17 protein-coding genes are annotated in these 19,726 nt (G+C 67.5%); 8 read left to right on the forward strand and 9 right to left on the reverse strand.

Annotation, left to right across the window (positions count from 1 at the left end):
- The 7 genes from ACIHFB_RS21300 to trxA all read left to right on the forward strand — a co-directional run bounded on the left by ACIHFB_RS21300 (window position 1) and on the right by trxA (window position 9,710).
- Complete coding sequence (locus ACIHFB_RS21300) at window positions 1-2,388, forward strand: DUF6049 family protein (protein WP_400127611.1); 2,388 nt, start codon at window positions 1-3, stop codon at window positions 2,386-2,388.
- A 44-nt stretch (window positions 2,389-2,432) separates the two neighbouring features.
- Window positions 2,433-4,685 carry a murein biosynthesis integral membrane protein MurJ gene (murJ, locus tag ACIHFB_RS21305; protein WP_400127612.1) on the forward strand — a complete coding sequence of 751 codons (2,253 nt, stop codon included), beginning with the start codon at window positions 2,433-2,435 and terminating at the stop codon, window positions 4,683-4,685.
- Between the two features lie 138 nt (window positions 4,686-4,823).
- Entirely contained in the window at window positions 4,824-6,545 is a 1,722-nt protein-coding gene (locus tag ACIHFB_RS21310; RefSeq protein ID WP_365271663.1) for a protein kinase family protein, read from the forward strand.
- Window positions 6,546-6,576: 31 nt separating this feature from the next.
- Window positions 6,577-7,302 carry an RNA polymerase sigma factor SigM gene (gene sigM, locus ACIHFB_RS21315; RefSeq protein ID WP_400127613.1) on the forward strand — a complete coding sequence of 242 codons (726 nt, stop codon included), beginning with the start codon at window positions 6,577-6,579 and terminating at the stop codon, window positions 7,300-7,302.
- A complete protein-coding gene (locus ACIHFB_RS21320; RefSeq protein WP_400127615.1) occupies window positions 7,299-8,198 on the forward strand; it encodes an anti-sigma factor family protein in 900 nt (299 codons plus the stop codon). Before sigM ends, ACIHFB_RS21320 begins: the two co-directional genes overlap by 4 nt.
- Before the next feature lie 169 nt (window positions 8,199-8,367).
- Window positions 8,368-9,336 carry a thioredoxin-disulfide reductase gene (gene trxB, locus ACIHFB_RS21325; protein WP_365271672.1) on the forward strand — a complete coding sequence of 323 codons (969 nt, stop codon included), beginning with the start codon at window positions 8,368-8,370 and terminating at the stop codon, window positions 9,334-9,336.
- 41 nt (window positions 9,337-9,377) lie between these two features.
- Window positions 9,378-9,710: a thioredoxin gene (gene trxA / locus ACIHFB_RS21330; protein WP_123998972.1), complete on the forward strand. Its 333-nt coding sequence runs from the start codon at window positions 9,378-9,380 to the stop codon at window positions 9,708-9,710.
- A gap of 73 nt (window positions 9,711-9,783) precedes the next feature.
- Here the strand turns inward: trxA and ACIHFB_RS21335 are convergent, their stop codons facing one another.
- The 9 genes from ACIHFB_RS21335 to rpmH form a co-directional block, all read right to left on the reverse strand.
- Complete coding sequence (locus ACIHFB_RS21335; RefSeq protein ID WP_365271676.1) at window positions 9,784-10,401, reverse strand: GNAT family N-acetyltransferase; 618 nt, start codon at window positions 10,399-10,401, stop codon at window positions 9,784-9,786.
- A gap of 329 nt (window positions 10,402-10,730) precedes the next feature.
- Complete coding sequence (locus ACIHFB_RS21340) at window positions 10,731-11,825, reverse strand: ParB/RepB/Spo0J family partition protein (protein ID WP_365271679.1); 1,095 nt, start codon at window positions 11,823-11,825, stop codon at window positions 10,731-10,733.
- Window positions 11,822-12,895, reverse strand: coding sequence for a ParA family protein (locus tag ACIHFB_RS21345; protein ID WP_365273362.1), 1,074 nt, complete (start codon window positions 12,893-12,895; stop codon window positions 11,822-11,824). Before ACIHFB_RS21345 ends, ACIHFB_RS21340 begins: the two co-directional genes overlap by 4 nt.
- Window positions 12,896-13,160: 265 nt before the next feature.
- Window positions 13,161-13,877, reverse strand: coding sequence for a 16S rRNA (guanine(527)-N(7))-methyltransferase RsmG (rsmG, locus tag ACIHFB_RS21350; protein WP_365271681.1), 717 nt, complete (start codon window positions 13,875-13,877; stop codon window positions 13,161-13,163).
- A gap of 127 nt (window positions 13,878-14,004) precedes the next feature.
- Window positions 14,005-14,517 carry a protein jag gene (locus tag ACIHFB_RS21355; protein WP_400127616.1) on the reverse strand — a complete coding sequence of 171 codons (513 nt, stop codon included), beginning with the start codon at window positions 14,515-14,517 and terminating at the stop codon, window positions 14,005-14,007.
- Between the two features lie 15 nt (window positions 14,518-14,532).
- On the reverse strand, window positions 14,533-15,810 hold the full coding sequence (gene yidC, locus ACIHFB_RS21360; protein WP_365271686.1) for a membrane protein insertase YidC: 1,278 nt from the start codon (window positions 15,808-15,810) through the stop codon (window positions 14,533-14,535).
- A 3-nt stretch (window positions 15,811-15,813) separates the two neighbouring features.
- Window positions 15,814-16,167 carry a membrane protein insertion efficiency factor YidD gene (yidD, locus tag ACIHFB_RS21365; RefSeq protein ID WP_210585434.1) on the reverse strand — a complete coding sequence of 118 codons (354 nt, stop codon included), beginning with the start codon at window positions 16,165-16,167 and terminating at the stop codon, window positions 15,814-15,816.
- Window positions 16,164-16,535, reverse strand: coding sequence for a ribonuclease P protein component (gene rnpA, locus ACIHFB_RS21370; RefSeq protein ID WP_365271689.1), 372 nt, complete (start codon window positions 16,533-16,535; stop codon window positions 16,164-16,166). The genes yidD and rnpA overlap by 4 nt, the downstream gene beginning before the upstream one ends.
- Before the next feature lie 21 nt (window positions 16,536-16,556).
- Window positions 16,557-16,694, reverse strand: coding sequence for a 50S ribosomal protein L34 (rpmH, locus tag ACIHFB_RS21375; protein WP_005482975.1), 138 nt, complete (start codon window positions 16,692-16,694; stop codon window positions 16,557-16,559).
- 365 nt (window positions 16,695-17,059) lie between these two features.
- On the opposite strand from rpmH, the gene dnaA reads away from it, so the two are divergent.
- Window positions 17,060-18,997 carry a chromosomal replication initiator protein DnaA gene (dnaA, locus tag ACIHFB_RS21380; RefSeq protein WP_365271692.1) on the forward strand — a complete coding sequence of 646 codons (1,938 nt, stop codon included), beginning with the start codon at window positions 17,060-17,062 and terminating at the stop codon, window positions 18,995-18,997.
- The last annotated feature ends 729 nt before the right edge of the window (window positions 18,998-19,726 follow it).

Consider the following 19,726-nt stretch of genomic DNA (forward strand, 5'->3'; position numbering starts at 1 on the left):
GTGGCCGAGGCGGCAGACTTCCAGGGGACCAGTCCCTCACCTGCCCGCCGGTGGCTGCGGCGCACGGGAGCAGTGCTCGCCGGGGCGCCCCTGCTGGCCGGGCTGCTACAGCTGCCTGCCGCCATGCCCGCGGACGCCGCCGGACAGACCTCCGCGAAGGCCGCGTCGGGCTCGAGCACGGTGGCCATCGCCCTCGACTCCCTCAGCCCCGACGCCCCCGTCGAGGGCGACACCCTGACGGTGTCCGGCACCGTGACCAACAACGGCAAGCAGGCCGTCACCGACGCCGAGGTGGATCTACGTCTGGGCCCCCGGCTGACCACCCGCTCCGCCATCGACACCGCCGCCCAGCGCACCGGCTACCAGGAGGGCGTCGACGGTTCGGTGGTCGACGACTACGTCCAGGAGTTCTCGAAGCTCACGCCGGGCGTGTCCGAGCGCTTCAGCATCGCCGTGCCCGTCGACAAGCTGGACCTCGGCCCCGACGGGGTCTACCAGTTCGCCGTCTCGCTCTCCGGCGAGACCTCCGCGCAGCCGTGGGACCAGGTGCTCGGCATCCAGCGGACGTTCCTGCCCTGGCAGCCCGGTGAGGCCGACACCAGGACGAAGACGACCGTCCTGTGGCCGCTCGTCTCCACGGTCCACATGACGGCGGAGACGGGATCGAACGAGCAGCAGACCCCGGTCTTCCTGAACGACGACCTCGCCAAGGAGATCTCCCCCGGGGGCCGGCTGGACCAGCTGCTGTCGCTCGGCAAGACCCTCGACGTCACCTGGGTGATCGACCCGGACCTGCTGGCCTCGGTCGACGCGATGACGCGCGGCTACCGAGTGAAGAACGACGACGGCACCACCACTGCCGGCAACCGTCAGGCGGTGGCGAAGAAGTGGCTCGCCTCGCTTCAGGAGGCGGTGGCCGACAAGGAGGTCGTCGCCCTGCCCTTCGCCGACCCCGACCTGGCCTCCATCGCCCACAACGGCACCAGCGTCACCGGCTCGCTGAGCCACCTCAAGGAAGCCACCGACGTCGTCGCCAACACGGTGGAGACGATCCTCCACGTGGAACCGACCACGGACTTCGCCTGGCCCGTGGACGGCGCCGTCGACCCGTCGATCGTCAAGGTCGCCACCTCGGCCGGCGCCGACAAGGTGATCGCGCGCAGTGACAGCCTGGAGGAGACGGGCGGTCTGCCGTACACGCCCTCAGCGGCGCGCCCGATCGGCGGTGGCACAACGGCGGTGGTCGCGGACGCACGGCTGTCGACGGCCTTCCAGGGCGACCTGACGAAGGCGTCGGCCTCCACGCTCGCCGTACAGAAGTTCCTCGCCCAGAGCCTCACGCTGAACCTCCAGACGAACAACGAGCGCAGCATCGTCGTCGCCCCGCAGCGCATGCCGACCGGCCGACAGGCCCAGGCGATGGCCGAGGCGGTGACCGCGCTCCAGGGCGGCTCCTGGTCCGAGTCCCAGGAGCTCACGGCGACCGCGGCCGCCGAGCCGGACGAGAGCGCCACCACGGAGGTGCCCTCCAGTTCCGCCTACCCCTCGTCGCTGCGCAAGCAGGAGCTGCCCCGGTCGGCCTTCGAGCAGATCGCGTCCACGCAGAACAAGCTGGACAAGTTCAAGGTGATCCTCTCCGACCAGTCCCGTGTGGTGACCCCCTTCGGGCGGGCGATGAACCGCGAGATGTCCACGTCGTGGCGTGGCCGGGCCGACACGGCGGAGAGCTTCAGGACCGACGTGGAGTCCTATCTCAAGTCACTCATCAGCCAGGTCACGCTGATCGAGAAGTCCGAGACCAAGCTTTCCGGACGCAGTGCCACCATCCCCGTGACGGTGCAGAACAACCTGGTGCAGGGCGTTGAGCACCTGGTTCTGCGCCTCACCTCGACCAGCCCGAACCGGCTCCAGATCGGCGGCGCCGCCTACGAGGAACAGCCCGTCACGGTCTCCGGCGGGCACAGCCAGACGGTGAAGTTCACCACCTCGGCCAAGGCAAACGGCCGGGCCACGGTGATCGCCCAGCTGTACACGCAGGACGGCCAGGCGTACGGCCGTCAGGTCACCTTCGACGTGAAGGTCACCGAAATCACGGCCACCGTGATGCTGGTCATCGGCGGCGGTGTCCTCCTGCTCGTCCTGGCCGGCTTCCGGATGTACACCCAGCGCAAGCGCGCCGCCGCCCGCGAGGCCGACGGGGACGGCCCCGACGAGGCCGGCGAGGTCGAGGACGGCCCGCAGAACCCCGAGGACCCCGAAGACCGTCTCAACAAGGAGTCCGGCACCCGGCCCCGGGCAGGCGACCCGGAGCAGCCGAGTGACCCGACACCGGACACCCCAGCGGAAAACGCAGACCCGTCCGGCACGGGTGAGAGAGTGGACCGTTGAGGATGTCGTGGCCGGTCGGCCCGGGACGATGAGGTGGGGTAACCATGAACGCGCCGTACGACGGTGACGGCGGCCAGGCCGCGGGCAGCTCGGGCCATCCCGAGGGCCTGCCGCCCGAGCACGGCCAGGTACCGCCGCAGCCTCCCGCGGACATGTACCTCCAGGACGCCTACGACCAGGACCCCTACCGGGCACAGGACCTCTCGGCCCAGGACCCGGTCGCCGAGGCTCTCTACGACCGTGCGGCCCACCCGCCGCCGCCCCCGGGCACGTACCCGCCGCCTCAGCAGCTCTACGCCCAGCCACCGCAGTCGCCGTACGCCCCCGACCCGCACGTGTGGGCCCAGACCCCGGCCCCCGAGCCGGACGGCGCGACCCAGTACCTCCCGTACGGCGACGACCCCCGCACCACCCAGTACGTGGGCGTCGACGACCTCGTCACCCACTCCTCCGAGGAGCGCCACGAGCCCGACGCCTTCGCGCATCTCTTCCGGGACCAGCAGCAGGGCAGCGGTCATCCGCAGTACGAGTCCCCGTCGGTACCCGGCCCGTCCCCGGCGCCGGGCCAGTACGGACAGTACGGCCAGTACCCCGCGGCGACGCCGCCTCCTCCTCTTACGGACGAAGCACCCGCACCCGCGCCCGCCCCGGCAGCGACCAAGAAGGGCGGCCGGGCGACCGGCCTGCTGAAGTCGAGCGCCGTGATGGCGGCGGGCACGATGGTCTCCCGCCTGACGGGCTTCGTACGCTCCGCGATGATCGTCTCGGCGCTGGGCCTCGGCCTGCTGGGCGAGTCCTTCCAGGTGGCTTACCAGCTACCCACGATGATCTACATCCTGACCGTCGGCGGCGGCCTGAACTCAGTGTTCGTGCCCCAGCTCGTCCGTGCCATGAAGGAGGACGAAGACGGCGGTGAGGCGTTCGCCAACCGTCTACTGACCCTCGTCATGCTCATCCTGGGCACGCTCACCGCGCTAGCCATGTTCGCCGCTCCGCTCCTGGTCCGGGCGCTGTCGACCCCCCTGGCCAACGACCCCGCGGCCAACGAGACCGCTGTCACCTTCACCCGGTATTTCCTGCCCTCGATCTTCTTCATGGGCATCCACGTGGTGATGGGACAGATCCTCAACGCCCGGGGCCGCTTCGGCGCGATGATGTGGACACCGGTCCTGAACAACATCGTCATCATCGTGACGCTCGGGGCGTTCCTGTGGGTGTACGGCACCGCTGAGCACTCCGGAATGAAGGTCACGAACATTCCACCGGAAGGCGTCCGGCTGCTCGGTGTCGGTGTCCTCCTCGGCCTCGTCGTACAGGCCCTCGCGATGATCCCGTACCTGCGCGAGACCGGGTTCAGGCCGCGGCTCCGCTTCGACTGGAGGGGCCACGGTCTCGGCAAAGCGGCGATGCTCGCCAAGTGGACGATCCTTTTCGTCCTCGCCAACCAGGCGGGCGCCCTCGTCGTCACTCAGCTGGCCACAGCGGCCATCACGGATTCCGGCGTCCCTGGCACCGGTTTCAGCGCGTATGCCAACGCCCAGCTCATCTGGGGCCTTCCCCAGGCCATCATCACCGTCTCCCTGATGGCCGCCCTGCTGCCACGCATCTCCCGCTCGGCCGCCGAGGAGGACACGGGCGCCGTCCGTGACGACATCTCCCAAGGCCTGCGCACGACGGCAGTGGCGATCGTGCCGCTCGCGTTCGGCTTCGTCGCACTCGGCATCCCCTTGTGCACGCTGATGTTCGGCTCCTCGGGCAAGAGCGAGGCCACGAACATGGGCTTCATGCTGATGGCGTTCGGTCTCGGCCTGATCCCGTACTCCGTGCAGTACGTCGTCCTGCGCGCCTTCTACGCCTATGAGGACACCCGAACCCCCTTCTACAACACGGTGATCGTGGCGGCGGGCAACGCCATCGCATCCGTCATCTGTTACATCGTCCTTCCGCCCCGCTGGGCGGTGGTCGGCATGGCCGCCTCGTACGGCCTGGCCTACGCGATCGGCGTCGGGGTCGCCTGGAGTCGGCTGCGCAAGAAGCTGAGCGGCGACCTGGACGGGACCCGCGTGATGCGCACGTACGCGAGACTCGGCATCGCCTCGGTGCCGGCGGCACTGCTCAGCGGTGCGGCCTGCTATGGGATCACCCAGACCCTCGGCCAGGGCGTAACCGGCTCCTTCGCCGCCATCCTCGCCGGCGGAGCCGTACTGCTCGGGGTCTTCTACTTCGCCGCCCGTCGCATGCGCATCGAGGAGCTGAATTCGCTCGTCGGCATGGTCCGCGGGCGTCTGGGGCGCTAGGTCGGGGGTACGCGCACAACCATCGACCGCCACCGTGTGTCGTGCATAGCGGCGGACTGTGGGCACAATTGGTTTCGGCGTCGGACTGCGCGCACGGAAGTCGAACGGCGCGCGATGAATGGGGAGGCAGGAACGACGGTGGCAGAACGGAGCACGGCTGCCGTCGACGTGGCAGACAACAGCGGCGATGAGCCGCTGACCGCACAGGCGGACCAGTCCACGGCCGACGGGGTGGTCAAGAATCGGGAGCTGGACACGGACACCGACGAGGCACAGGGGAGCGGCGGGACCGAGCGTCCCGAAAAGGCCTCACCGCCCGAGCTGCACAGCGGTCACAAGCTCGCCAGACGCTACCGCCTCGAGGAGTGCGTCACCCGTCTGGACGGATTCAGCAGCTGGCGGGCGGTGGACGAGAAACTCCGTCGCGCTGTCGGCGTCCACATCCTGCCCGCGGATCACACACGGGCGCGTTCCGTCCTCGCGGCGGCCCGCTCCTCGGCACTGCTCGGTGATCCCCGGTTCGTCCAGGTCCTCGATGCCGTCGAGGAGAACGACCTCGTCTACGTCGTCCACGAATGGCTGCCCGACGCCGTCGAGTTGACCTCGCTGCTCGCCCCCGGGCCGCTGGAACCGCACGACGCGTACCAGATGGCCAGCCATGTGGCCGCCGCGATGGCCGCCGCGCACCGCGAGGGTCTCGCCCATCTGCGTCTCAACCCCAACGCGGTCCTGCGCACGTCTTCCGGTCAGTGGCGGATCCGCGGCCTTGCCGTGAACGCCGCGCTGCGCGGCATCAGTTCGGACACCCCGCAGCGCACGGACACCGAGTCCATCGGCGCCCTGCTGTATGCGGCGCTCACCCAGCGCTGGCCGTACGAGAGCGATGCCTACGGCCTGTCCGGGCTGCCCAAGGACGTCGGTCTGATCGCCCCCGACCAGGTGCGCGCCGGCGTCCACCGCGGTCTGTCCGAGCTCGCCATGCGCGCGCTCGCCAATGATGGCGCGACCGCTTCGCGTCACGAGTCCCCGTGCACCACGCCGGAGGAGCTGGTGAAGGCGATCGGCGAGATGCCCCGCATCCGCCCGCCCGAGCCGACGTTCACCGCCCCGCCCGAGTACCAGCGCACGACGTACCAGCAGGGCACGTACGGCCGTCAGGCACCGCGCCCCGGAGTCCCCCAGCCGGTGCAGGCGCCACCGCCACCGCTGCAGAGCCGCACAGGCAAGGTTCTGAAGTGGGCCGTCTCGGCGCTCCTGATCGCGGCGCTGGGACTGGGCAGCTGGCAGCTCGCCGATGCGCTCATGGACCAGGGCAACAAGTCGGACGACACCAACCAGACGCAGACGCCGGACGACAACGACAAGAACGGCGACCAGGGCAAGCCGGTCGAGTCGATCGGCATCAAGGGCGCCGAGGAGTACGTGGCCGGAGGCGATGCCCAACATCCCGGCGACGTGGACCTGACGTACGACGACAGCTCCTCGACGGGGTGGCGGACCAACAGCTACAACGACGGCCCGGAGATAGTGATCAAGCCCGGTGTCGGCATCGTCTACGACCTCGGCTCCGCCCAGGAGGTGTCGACGGCGTCGCTCTCCCTCCGCTACGGCGGCCCGCACACCACCGTCAAGCTGTACGCGACCGACTCACTGGATTCCTCCACGCCGCTGAGCTCGATGAAGGAGCTGGGCGACGTCACCACGAACAGCACCTCCGCGAAGGTGACGGTCGACAAGCCGGTGAAGAGCCGCTACGTGCTGGTCTGGCTGACAGCGATGCCCTATTCGGGAGAGGATTCCGCCAACTACAGCCAGCCCGGCTACAAGCAGGCCATCACCGATGTGAAGTTCAACGGCTGACGGCTCGCCGCATCCCAGGGGAGGAGGTCCGATGGCAGATGCCACCGCATACGGCGACGCAAGCGATCAGGACCTCCTCGCTCGCCATGTGGACGGCGACCCCGACGCCTTCGGCGAGATCGTACGGCGCCACCGTGACCGGCTCTGGGCCGTGGCCCTGCGGACGCTGGGCGACCGCGAGGAGGCCGCTGACGCGGTGCAGGACGCCCTCGTCTCCGCATACCGGGCCGCCCATACCTTCCGCGGCCAGTCGGCCGTCACGACGTGGCTCCATCGCATCACGGTGAACGCCTGCCTCGACCGCGCCCGCAAGGCAGCCTCGCGCAAGACCTCTCCCGTCGATGACACCGAGCGCCTGGAGCAACTGCTGGAGCCGCATGAGTCGGCCTCGGCCCCCGCAGAGCGCAATGATCTCCACCGCCAGCTCCTCGAAGCGCTCGGTACGCTTCCGCCCGATCAGCGCGCGGCCCTCGTTCTGGTGGACATGCAGGGCTACCCGGTCGCCGAAGCGGCCCGCGTCCTCGATGTACCGACCGGCACAGTGAAGAGCCGCTGTGCCCGGGGCAGAGCGAGACTCCTCCCCCTTCTCACCCATCTGAGGCCGGAAAACGCCAACGACGACAGAGAACCCGGCCGTGGACGGAACCGGCCGCACGGGACATCCGTCCCACCGGCAGCGGAACCGCATGACCCCGGTTCACGCGAGACAGGACCCAGTGATTCAGCTGCTGTGAAGGGCGGAGGTGGGCGAGCGTGACATCCACGACAGACACGGCCGGGCACCCGGACGTCGCCGAGATCTCCGACCTCACCGAGGGACTGCTCCCGCCGTCCCGGACCGCAGACGTACGGCGGCATCTGGACGAGTGCGAGCTCTGCGCGGACGTCCATGCATCACTCGAAGAGATCCGGGGTCTGCTCGGGACGCTGCCGGAAGCACAGCGGATGCCCGACGACGTCGCCGGCCGTATCAATGCCGCCCTCGCCGCTGAGGCCCTCCTCCATGCCACCGCGCCCGGTGCCGTGACTGCCCCGGCGCCCATCGACGCTCCGGCGCTCGACGACCACGCTCATGTTTCACGTGAAACATCGGCATCGGCAGACCGCCCCGCAGGACACGCCCGTACGACGACCACCGGTCCGGGCCGCAAGGAGCGCAAGCGAGGCGGGCGCCGCAAGGCCACTGTTCTTGGCGCCGTGTTCGCAGTGGCGGCTCTGGGATTCGGTTCCGTGTTGCTGACATCGCTGAACGACGGCAACCCGTCCGGCAATGGGGCCAATGCCGCGGACACCTTTTCCGAGGGGAAGCTGGAGAACCAGGTCGCCGATCTGGTCTCCAAGAGCCAGGGCTCCGGGGACGGCTCACGGGATCCGAACAGTCTGGGTGCGGACGCGGTTCCCAACAGCGACGGCCCTCGGGTCTTCAAGCAGCCCACAGTCCCGCCGTGCATCCAGCAGGGCATCGACACCAACGACATGGCCATCGCAACCCAGGAAGGCACCTACCAGGGGACGGACGCCATGCTGGTGGTGCTCCCCGACCCCTCCGATGCCACCCGGGTCATTGCCTACGTCATGGATGCCACCTGTGTCGCGCACCCGTCGTCCGACGCGGCCAAGGTTCTGCTGAAGCACTCCTACACGCGTTCCTGAGCCCGGACGCTTCGTCTTCGTCCTACGTGGTATCCCGTACGGTGTTTCCCTCTTCGTGTGCCCGGACACACCGGGAATGCACGCCCCTTAGGATCCGTTGGGTGGGGTGAGAGTTCCGAGAGGGCTCCACCGGCCGTACTGACGCAGTCCAGAGACGAGGAATCAAGTCGTGAGCGACGTCCGTAACGTGATCATCATCGGCTCAGGGCCCGCCGGCTACACGGCGGCGTTGTACACCGCACGCGCGTCGCTGAAGCCGCTGGTGTTCGAGGGCGCCGTCACCGCGGGTGGCGCCTTGATGAACACCACCGACGTGGAGAACTTCCCGGGCTTCCAGGACGGCATCATGGGCCCCGAGCTCATGGACAACATGCGCGCCCAGGCCGAGCGTTTCGGTGCTGAGCTTGTCCCGGACGACGTGGTGGCCGTCGACCTGGCCGGTGAGATCAAGACCGTCACGGACACCGCAGGCACGGTCCACCAAGCGAAGGCCGTGATCGTCGCCACCGGCTCGCAGCACCGCAAGCTGGGCCTGCCGAACGAGGACGCGCTCTCCGGACGTGGCGTCTCCTGGTGTGCCACCTGCGACGGCTTCTTCTTCAAGGACCAGGACATCGCTGTGATCGGCGGCGGCGACACCGCGATGGAAGAGGCCACGTTCCTCTCCCGCTTCGCCAAGTCCGTGACCATCGTCCACCGCCGTGACACCCTGCGCGCCTCCAAGGCGATGCAGGAGCGCGCCTTCGCCGACCCGAAGATCAAGTTCGTCTGGGACAGCGAGATCGCCGAGGTTCAGGGTGACCAGAAGCTGTCGGGCCTGAAGCTGCGCAACGTCAAGACCGGCGAGCTCTCGGACCTGCCGGTGACCGGCCTCTTCATCGCGATCGGCCACGACCCGCGCACCGAGCTCTTCAAGGGCCAGCTCGACCTGGACGAGGAGGGCTACCTGAAGGTCGGTGCCCCATCGACGCGCACCAACCTGACCGGTGTCTTCGGCGCCGGTGACGTGGTGGACCACACCTACCGCCAGGCGATCACCGCGGCCGGCACGGGCTGCTCCGCCGCTCTCGACGCCGAGCGCTACCTCTCCGCCCTCGCGGACGAGGAGAAGGCCGAGCCCGAGAAGACCTCTGTCTGACCCCCATCCGCCCCACGCACCAACCAGTTAAGGAGCCCGCCGTGGCCGGCACCCTCAAGCACGTAACCGACGACTCTTTCGAGCAGGACGTCCTCAAGAGCGACAAGCCCGTTCTGGTGGACTTCTGGGCCGCCTGGTGCGGTCCGTGCCGCCAGATCGCGCCGTCCCTCGAGGCGATCGCCGCCGAGTACGGCGACAAGATCGAGATCGTCAAGCTGAACATCGATGAGAACCCGGGTACGGCCGCCAAGTACGGCGTCATGTCCATCCCGACGCTGAACGTCTACCAGAACGGCGAGGTCGCCAAGACCATCGTCGGCGCAAAGCCGAAGGCCGCGATCGTCCGCGACCTTGAGGACTTCATCGCCGAGTAGTCGATGTTTCACGTGAAACACGAATGGGCCAACCTCTGAGGGTTGGCCCATTCGTGTTTCACGTGAAACGTCTCTACAGCGGCCGCAGCGCCGGCTCCTTCTGCACCGCCCCCAGCAGCCGGTCCAATGCCATCTCCACGTCTTCCTTCCAGGAGAGCGTCGTCCGCAGTTCCAGACGCAGACGCGGATAGGTGGGGTGGGGCCGGACCGTCTTGAAGCCCACGGCCGTCAAATGATCGGCGGGCAGAACGCAGACAGGCTCCGACCAACGCGCGTCCCCGAAGGCTTCGATCGCCCTGAAGCCCCGGCGCAGCAGATCCTTCGCGACCGTCTGGACCATCACTCGGCCCAGTCCTTGCCCCTGGTAGCCCGGCATGATGAACGCGGTCATCAACTGCACGGCGTCGGGTGAGACGGGACTCGTGGGAAACGCTGTCGCTCGGGGGACATAGGCGGGGGGAGCGTAGAGCACAAAGCCCACGGGTACTTCGTCGACGTACACGACGCGGCCGCAGGATCCCCAGTCCAGCAGGACGGCAGAGATCCAGGCCTCCTTCTCCAGGGCCGGTGTACCCGCCTTTACCGCTGCTTCGCCGCTGACTGGGTCCAGCTCCCAGAAGACACACGTACGACAGCGCTTGGGAAGGTCCTGAAGGTTGTCCAGCGTGAGCGGTACGAGCCGGCGCCCCATGAAGGCTGTTCCTCGCTTCCTTCTCCCGCCGCATCACGAGCGGCCGTCAGGGCGCTTCGCTCCCGGAGCAGGCTGCCGACGAATCCGCCGACCGCCCCCAACCCCAAGCCCGCGCTCACCAGTCCGGTGCGGCTCACCGTTCGCATGGCCTCTGCCTCCCCTGAGAGGTGCTGCCGGGTGGATGCGCCATACCCGAACGCATCGTATCCACGATGCGATTCCATCGATACTGCCAAAAAGCAAAGAGCGGGCCGTGTTCCGGTACACACCGGACACGGCCCGCTCTGTCGGCCATCGCGGGCGGGACTTCCGTCCCACCGGCTGAAGGCTCAGTCCTCGGAGTCCTCGGCGTCGTCGTCCAGAAGACTCTTCTGCAGGACGGGTCCTTCGCCGGGAGCAATCGAGCCGAGGATGCGCTCAAGATCCTCTATCGAGGCGAACTCGACCGTGATCTTTCCCTTCTTCTGACCCAGGTCGACCTTCACCCGCGTCTCGAAGCGGTCCGAGAGACGGCCTGCGAGGTCGGTCAGCGCCGGGGAGACCCGGGCACCGGCGCGCGGCCCCTTGGCACGCTGGGCCTTCTGCGGGCGGGAGCCCATCAAGGTCACGATCTCCTCGACGGACCTCACCGAGAGACCCTCTGCCACGACCCGATAGGCCAGCCGCTCCTGTTCCTCCGGATCGTCGACGGAGAGAAGCGCCCGCGCATGCCCGGCGGAGAGCACCCCGGCAGCCACCCGGTTCTGGACCTTCGGCGTGAGCTTCAGCAGACGCAGGGTGTTGGAGACCTGCGGGCGGGACCGGCCGATGCGGTCCGCCAACTGGTCGTGCGTGCAGTTGAAGTCCTTGAGCAGCTGATCGTAGGCGGCCGCCTCTTCGATCGGGTTCAGCTGCGCACGGTGCAGGTTCTCCAGAAGGGCGTCCAGGAGAAGCTTCTCGTCGTCCGTGGCTCGCACGATCGCCGGGATCGCCTCAAGCCCCGCCTCACGGCAGGCCCGCCAGCGCCGCTCGCCCATGATGAGCTCGTAGCGGGAGGGGCCCATCTGCCGTACGACGACGGGCTGGAGGAGACCGACCTCCTGGATAGAGGTGACAAGCTCCTGCAGCGCATCCTCGTCGAAGATCTCACGCGGCTGACGCGGGTTCGGCGTGATGGCGTCGAGGGGAATCTCAGCGAAGTGGGCGCCGATCGGCGGCGCGGGCGTCTCTGCCACGCCATTGACCGACGGCTCTTCGGTTTCATATGAAACAGGCGGCAGCGATGTCACCTTCGCCGCGGCCACTCCGCGGTCGGTGGTCAGCACCGGTACCGCCGCGGGTGACGTGGCAGCGCCCCCTGCAGTTGGAGGCACCACCTTCTCCGTCGGGGCAGCGGGGATCAGTGCGCCGAGACCACGGCCCAACCCCCTCCGTCGCTCGCTCACTGGATCCCCTCCACCATGCTCGGGTCACTCTGGGCACCGATATGGGCGTGCGTCGCTTCGTAGTTGACGCCGACGCCCTTCAGCGCGATTTCTCGTGCCGCCTCAAGATAGGACAGGGCACCGCTCGATCCGGGATCGTACGTCAGTACCGTCTGCCCATAGCTCGGTGCCTCGGAGATACGGACCGAGCGGGGAATGCTGGTCCGCAGCACCTCGTCACCGAAGTGGCTGCGCACCTCGTCCGCGACCTGGGACGCAAGACGCGTCCGGCCGTCGTACATGGTGAGCAGGATCGTCGATACATGCAGGTCGGGGTTGAGGTGCCCCCGTACCAGGTCGACGTTGCGCAGCAGCTGGCCCAGGCCTTCCAGCGCGTAGTACTCGCACTGGATGGGGATGAGGACCTCTGCACCGGCCACCAGCGCGTTGACCGTCAAGAGGCCGAGCGAGGGCGGGCAGTCGATGAGGATGTAGTCCAGCGGCTGCTCGTAAGCCTGGATGGCCCGCTGTAGCCGGCTCTCGCGGGCCACCAGGGACACCAGCTCGATCTCCGCACCGGCGAGATCGATCGTGGCGGGCGCGCAGAAGAGACCCTCGACATCAGGGACCGGCTGAACGACTTCCGAGAGCGGCTTGCTCTCGACCAACACGTCATAGATGGATGGGACTTCTGCGTGATGGTCGATTCCCAGGGCGGTGGACGCATTGCCCTGTGGGTCGAGGTCGATCACCAGGACACGGCCGCCATGCAGGGCCAGCGAAGCGGCAAGATTGACGGTCGTCGTCGTCTTGCCCACGCCACCCTTCTGGTTGGCGACCACCATGACCCGGGTCTGCTCCGGTCGTGGCAGGCCCTCGCCGGCGCGGCCCAGGGCCTCTACCGCCAGTTGGGCAGCACGACCGATGGGAGTGTCGTCCATCGGGGGCGGTGTTTCACGTGAAACATCGTCCCCCATCGATTCGGTACGGGGACCGGGGACCGGATCGGTCATCGGTCCCGCGATGTTGGCGTCGGACCGCAAGGATTCACTCTCCTCGACTTCAGGCTCGCAATGAACAGAGCCTCCCATGCCTTCGGGGTCGTGAACCAGTGAGGCCTGGTGTTCTGTGGAGAAATCCACCTCTGTGGACAACTCCACACTCTCTCCGAGTGAACCAAGGGGCTTACGGTCGCGGGGTTCGGCCGCGGCGCGGCCCCGGCTGATGATGCCGTGCAGCAATGAGCGACGTTTCACGTGAAACACGATGCACAGCAGTGGCAGCCGAACTGTCGCGACACTCCGGCGTGGGTAGGTTTGGCGGCTTGTGTGGAGTACGTCTCGTCATCAGGACGGATCAGCGGCGCCTCCGCGCACGTCCAGTCCTGGCCGCCTTCGCGCGCTTCGCGGCGAAGCGCACACCGCCCGGACTCTCGCCCACCTCAACCCGTACGACCGTGGACAGCGGATCCACCACTCCCTCGCCCACATGGACGATGGACGTCTCCACCGCACCGAGCTTACTCAGTGCCGTCGCGGCGCTCTTGAGCTCTTCCTCAGCGGTGTCGCCCTTGAGGGCGAGCATCTCGCCGTACGGGCGCAGGAGCGGGATACCCCAGGTGGCCAGTCGGTCCAGCGGAGCCACGGCACGTGCGGTCACGACATGCACGGGTGTGAGCTTCCCCATGACCTCTTCGGCCCGCCCGCGCACGACGGTCACGTGGTCAAGGTCCAGAAGCTCGACGACCTCGGTCAGGAAGGTGGTACGCCGAAGGAGTGGCTCCAACAGAGTGATCTTCAGGTCTTCCCGAACCAGAGCCAGAGGAATGCCGGGCAGGCCGGCACCCGAGCCGACATCGCACACCGTCACCCCCTCGGGCACGACCTCGGAGAGCACCGCGCAGTTCAGCAGGTGCCGCTCCCACAGGCGGGGCACCTCACGCGGGCCGATCAGACCGCGCTGAACGCCCGCATCAGCGAGCAGCTCGGCATAGCGCACCGCATCCGCGAAGCGATCACCGAACACCTCACGCGCCTGCTCGGGCGCAGGGGGAAGCTCCGCTGCCTCCGTCACGGGGGACCGTCCTTCCGTACCGCATCGGCGTACCGAGCGCCGACCACGAGAACCACCAGAACTATCAGGCTGACAAAGTTCGGCCCCGCCTGCCGGGCAGACGGGGCCGGAGGACCGTAAGGACCGATCAGGCAGGAAGTACAACGACGAAGCGCTGCGGCTCCTCGCCCTCGGACTCGCTGCGCAGACCCGCGGACTTGACCGCGTCGTGCACGACCTTGCGCTCGAAAGGAGTCATCGGCTTCAGCTTCACGGGCTCGCCGCTGCTCCTGACCTCGGCAGCGGCCTTGGCGCCCAGCTCGGAAAGCTCCGCGCGCTTCTTGGCCCGGAAGCCGGCGATGTCCAGCATCAGACGGCTGCGATCACCGGTCTCCCGGTGCACGGCCAGGCGCGTGAGCTCCTGGAGCGCCTCCAGCACCTCACCGTCGCGGCCGACCAGCTTCTGCAGGTCACGGCCGCTCGAGTCGCTGATGATCGACACGGCGGCGCGGTCCGCCTCGACATCCATGTCGATGTCGCCGTCGAGATCGGCGATGTCCAGCAGACCCTCGAGGTAGTCCGCCGCGATCTCGCCCTCCTGCTCCAGGCGGGACAGGGTGTCTGCACCCTCGGCAGCAGCGGAGGTGGTGCCTTCCGTCACGGGATGGACTCCTTCTTACTTCTTGGACGGGGACTTGGGCCGCTGCGGGCCCTTGCGCCCGGACTGGGCCTTGCTGCGACCACCGGAACCACCGGAGCCGGGCTTCTGCTCGGCCTTCTTCGCGGCAGGCTTGGCGTCCTCGGGCTCGTCGGACTTGCTCAGCGACGTCTTCGGCTCGGAGGACTCACCGGCCGCCTTGGGGCCGCCGGTCTGCCGCTGAGACTTGCTCTGGCGCTTGGGCTGCTGACGCTTGGGCGTGCCGCTGGTCGGCGTACCGTCCTCGGTCTCGACAGCGGTCGCGCTCTCGCCCTTCACGACGGAACCGTCGGCCTGGGCCACGAGGCCGGCCTTGCTCAGGCCGTTGATGAACTTGCGCTCGTACTCGTTGCGGTCGCGGCCCTTGGCGACGATGGCCTTGACGATCGCGCGCTCACGCCGGTTGCGGGTCTTGCTGTGGTGCATGACGTGCTTGTGCAGGCGCTCCAGGTACGAGGCCTGAGCCTTGGAACCCGGGGTCGGGTTGTTGTGGATGACATACATCTGCTGGCCCATGGTCCACACGTTGGTGGTCAGCCAGTAGACGAGGACACCGACCGGGAAGTTGATGCCGAAGACGGCGAACATGACCGGGAAGACGTACATCAGCATCTTCTGCTGCTGCATGAACGGCGTCTTCACCGTGGTGTCGACGTTCTTCGTCATCAGCTGGCGCTGCGTGTAGAACTGCGACGCAGACATCAGGACGATCATGATCGCGGTGACGATCCGGACGTCGGTCAGCGTGGCGCCGAGCGCCTCCACCTTGGACGAACTGTCCGTGAACTTCGCCGCGAGGGGGGCACCGAAGATGTGCGCCTTCTGCGCGCTCTCCAGCAGGCTCTTGTTGATCACGCCGATGGTGTCGTTCGTCGCGATGCTGTTGAGCACGTGGTACAGGGCGAAGAAGAACGGCGACTGCGCCAGGATGGGAAGGCACGAGGAGAGCGGGTTGGTACCCGTCTCCTTGTACAGCTTCATCATCTCTTCGGACTGGCGCTGTTTGTCGTTCTTGTAGCGCTCCTGGATCTTCTTCATCTCGGGCTGCAGCGTCTGCATGGCCCGGGTCGACTTGATCTGCTTCACGAAGAGCGGGATCAAGCAGATACGGATCAGGATCACCAGGGACACGATCGACAGGCCCCAGGCCCACCCGGTGTCAGGGCCGAAGATGGCGCCGTACACCGAGTGGAACTGGACGATGACCCAGGAGACAGGTGTCGTGATGAAGCTGAAGAGGCTGGCAATCGTGTCCACTAATCATGCTCCTTGGGCATGGGACGGGGTCTCTGCGGCCGGGCTCGAAGGACTCTGTCCCTCTGTGGCCGTTTCGGCGGCGGAGTGCCCGCCCTTGCGTGCACGCCAGGCGTCACGCAGCATTTCGTGCCACCGCGGGCGCTTGCGCGGCGGGACATGGTCCACACCACCGAGCGACCACGGATTGCACCGCAGGATGCGCCAGGCGGTGAGTGCCGTTCCCTTGATGGCACCGTGCCGGTCGATGGCCGTGTAGCCGTAGTGGGAGCACGACGGGTAGTACTTGCAGACCGGCCCGAGCAGCGGACTGATCGTCCACTGATAGAGCTTGATCAGAGCAAGTAGCGGGTACTTCATCGTGCGCCCCCTCCCAGCAGCCGCTGCAGGGCGGCATCCAGGTCTTGGGCCAGTTGTCCATGGTCGGCGTCGCCCGCGCCGGGCAACGCTCGTACGACTACCAGGCTACCGGGGGGCAACAGGGCGACTCGCTCCCGCATCAGATGCCGGAGTCTGCGCTTCACCTTGTTCCGTACGACGGCACCGCCCACCGCTTTGCTCACGACGAAACCCGCACGCGTCGGGGGAGCGCTCTCCCCAGGCGCGTGCGGGTCCGTGGCACCGCTACGAAGGTGGACGACAAGAGTCGGGCGGCCGGCCCGACGTCCTCGCCGTACAGCGGTCGCGAAGTCCTCGCGCCGCCTCAGCCGATGCTCGGTAGGCAGCACGACGTCATGACCTGATCAGAATCAGGCGGACAGGCTGGCGCGACCCTTGCTACGGCGGTTCGCGAGAATCGCGCGTCCGGCACGGGTACGCATCCGCAGGCGGAAGCCGTGGGTCTTCGCGCGACGACGGTTGTTCGGCTGGAAGGTGCGCTTGCTCACTCGGGGGCTCCAGAAATCAATCGGTAGTGGCGGGTGCCGTCCTGGCTGTCACCGTGCGCCCACGAGTAGCTCGCGTTAACGCCCGAGTGCACCGCTTCCCGATCACCTTGACGCGATCTGTGCCCATCGGAGGCAGGCGGCAGCAGCCATCGACAACTCGACCTGGTTACGGTACGCGGGGCTACGCCATACGGTCAAACCAGCAGCCCTCACGAGACACTATCCACAGCCTGGGGACAACAACTTGAACCGCACCCGTCGCCCTGACTACCGTGGCTGGACTCCGATTCGCCCGTCCCATCCGATTTGAATCCCTAGCCGTCCCACAACCACACGTTCGTGGGACCCACGAGAGAGCGTGCCCTGTGGCTGACGTGCCTGCCGATCTTGCCGCAGTGTGGCCACGAGTACTCGAGCAGCTCCTCGGCGAGGGCCGCGGACAGGGAGTGGAGGCGAAGGACGAGCGCTGGATCCGCCGCTGCCAGCCGCTGGCGCTGGTCGCCGACACCGCTCTGCTCGCCGTACCGAACGAATTCGCGAAGGGCGTACTGGAGGGCCGTCTGGCGCCGATCGTCAGCGAGACGCTGAGCCGCGAATGCGGCCGCCCGATCCGCATCGCGATCACCGTCGACGACTCCGCCGGCGAGCCCCCGACCCCACCGGCACCACCCACGCGCCCTCGGTACGACGAGCCGGAACCCCCCTCCTCCCAGTACGAGGGCTACGGCCGCCACCGCGCCGACGACCGCCCCGGCACCCCGAGCGACCAGCTGCCCCCGCCCCGCGCGGATCAGCTCCCGACAGCCCGCCCTGCGTACCCCTCGGAGTACCAGCGCCCCGAGCCGGGCGCCTGGCCGCGCGGATCCCAGGACGACTACGGCTGGCAGCAGCAGCGGCTCGGCTTCCCCGAGCGCGACCCGTACGCGTCGCCGTCGCAGGACTCGTACGGATCCCAGGATTCCTACGGCTCTCAGGACTCGTACGGATCCCAGGACTCCTACGCCCCGCCGCCCCAGGACTCGTACTCCCCGCCGTCCCAGGACTACCGTCCGCAGTCGATGGAGCGCCCGTCCTACGACTCACAGCGCTCCGAATACGAACAGTCCCGCTCCGAGTACAACCAGCGTGACGCCCGCCGGGAACGGCACGAGCCGCCGTCCGGCTCCGGTCATGTGCATCGCGGCGGACCGGTCGGCCCCACGCTTCCCACCACCGGCGCCCCCGGCCCGCTGGCCGCGCAGCCCGCGCCGGCGACCGGTCCCGGCGAACCGACCGCGCGCCTGAATCCGAAGTACCTCTTCGACACGTTCGTCATCGGTGCCTCCAACCGCTTCGCGCACGCGGCCGCGGTGGCCGTCGCCGAGGCACCGGCGAAGGCGTACAACCCCCTCTTCATCTATGGGGAGTCCGGGCTCGGCAAGACGCATCTGCTGCACGCGATCGGGCACTACGCGCGGAGCCTCTACCCGGGCACGCGCGTGCGCTACGTGAGCTCGGAGGAGTTCACCAACGAGTTCATCAACTCCATCCGCGACGGCAAGGGCGACAGCTTCCGCAAGCGGTACCGGGAGATGGACATCCTGCTCGTCGACGACATCCAGTTCCTGGCGGACAAGGAGTCGACGCAGGAGGAGTTCTTCCACACCTTCAACACCCTCCACAACGCCAACAAGCAGATCGTGCTCTCCAGCGACCGGCCGCCCAAGCAGCTGGTGACGCTGGAGGACCGGCTGCGGAACCGTTTCGAGTGGGGTCTGATCACCGACGTCCAGCCGCCCGAGCTGGAGACCCGTATCGCCATCCTTCGTAAGAAGGCGGTGCAGGAGCAGCTCAACGCCCCGCCGGAGGTGCTGGAGTTCATCGCGTCCCGGATCTCGCGGAACATCCGCGAGCTGGAAGGCGCGCTGATCCGGGTGACGGCGTTCGCGTCGCTCAACCGGCAGCCGGTGGACCTGGGCCTGACCGAGATCGTGCTCAAGGACCTCATCCCGGGTGGCGACGACTCGACGCCGGAAATCACCTCGACGGCCATCATGAGCGCGACCGCGGACTACTTCGGCCTCACGGTCGAGGACCTGTGCGGCAGCTCCCGCGGCCGCCAGCTCGTCACGGCCCGCCAGATCGCCATGTACCTGTGCCGTGAGCTGACGGACCTGTCGCTGCCGAAGATCGGCGCACTGTTCGGCGGCCGCGACCACACGACGGTGATGCACGCCGACCGCAAGATCCGCAATCTGATGGCCGAGCGACGCTCCATCTACAACCAGGTGACCGAGCTGACGAACCGCATCAAGAACGGCTGACAGCCACAGAGTTACGACGACGAAGGGCGCCCTCCTGAGGAGATCCGGAGGGCGCCCTTCGTCGTGCCGGGGCAACCCGGTGTTCGAATACGCGCCGCGTTACGGCCACTCTCCACAGATTCGGTGACTTTCTGCCGTCCACACCCTGGGGACTGGGAAGTTGTCCAGATCCTGTCCACAGCCCACTCTGTTGACAGAGCATCAGGCCAGGTCAAGTGGTTGTGGATTCGTGGACGAACGATCTCCACAGACTGTGGACAGGGAAAAGATCCACAGGGTGTGCACGAAGTTGTCCACCGACAACCCACAGGCTGGGGCCAGTTGTCCCCAGTATTCGCCGGCTTCTCCACACCGCTGTCCACTGTTCGGCAACACGACGCGCCAACTCACCGGGTCGAGTGAAAGGCGTCACATCGAGAGCCCAGGTTGGGCTGTGGGAAAGGTGGGTAAAGCTGGGGACGGCGCTGGGGAGAAGTCACCTCAGGCTGTGCACGGCGTGTGCAGAACTTTCCGTTCTCCACAGATTCGCCTGGTTGTCCACCGTCGTCGCCCACAGGGCCCGTGGACAAAATCTCCTTGCTGACCTGGGAAAACAGGGTTATCCACCGTATCCACAGGCCCTACTACTACTCCCAACTAGAGAGAGTGAGGAATCCGTTTAGAAGGGGGTCCTGTGCACAACTTGCTCTTCGGCGCCCGACTGCCCCTCGTCACGACTTGACCCCGAGA

Source organism: Streptomyces sp. NPDC051963 (assembly GCF_044593495.1).
Lineage (GTDB): Bacteria > Actinomycetota > Actinomycetes > Streptomycetales > Streptomycetaceae > Streptomyces.

Bases quoted from the DNA above. Each gene is read 5' to 3' on its own strand.
- murJ (WP_400127612.1), top strand. From the start codon at position 2,433: ATGAACGCGCCGTACGACGGTGACGGCGGCCAGGCCGCGGGCAGCTCG.
- ACIHFB_RS21335 (WP_365271676.1), bottom strand. From the start codon at position 10,401: ATGGGGCGCCGGCTCGTACCGCTCACGCTGGACAACCTTCAGGACCTT.
- sigM (WP_400127613.1), top strand. From the start codon at position 6,577: ATGGCAGATGCCACCGCATACGGCGACGCAAGCGATCAGGACCTCCTC.
- ACIHFB_RS21345 (WP_365273362.1), bottom strand. From the start codon at position 12,895: ATGGGAGGCTCTGTTCATTGCGAGCCTGAAGTCGAGGAGAGTGAATCC.
- yidD (WP_210585434.1), bottom strand. From the start codon at position 16,167: ATGAAGTACCCGCTACTTGCTCTGATCAAGCTCTATCAGTGGACGATC.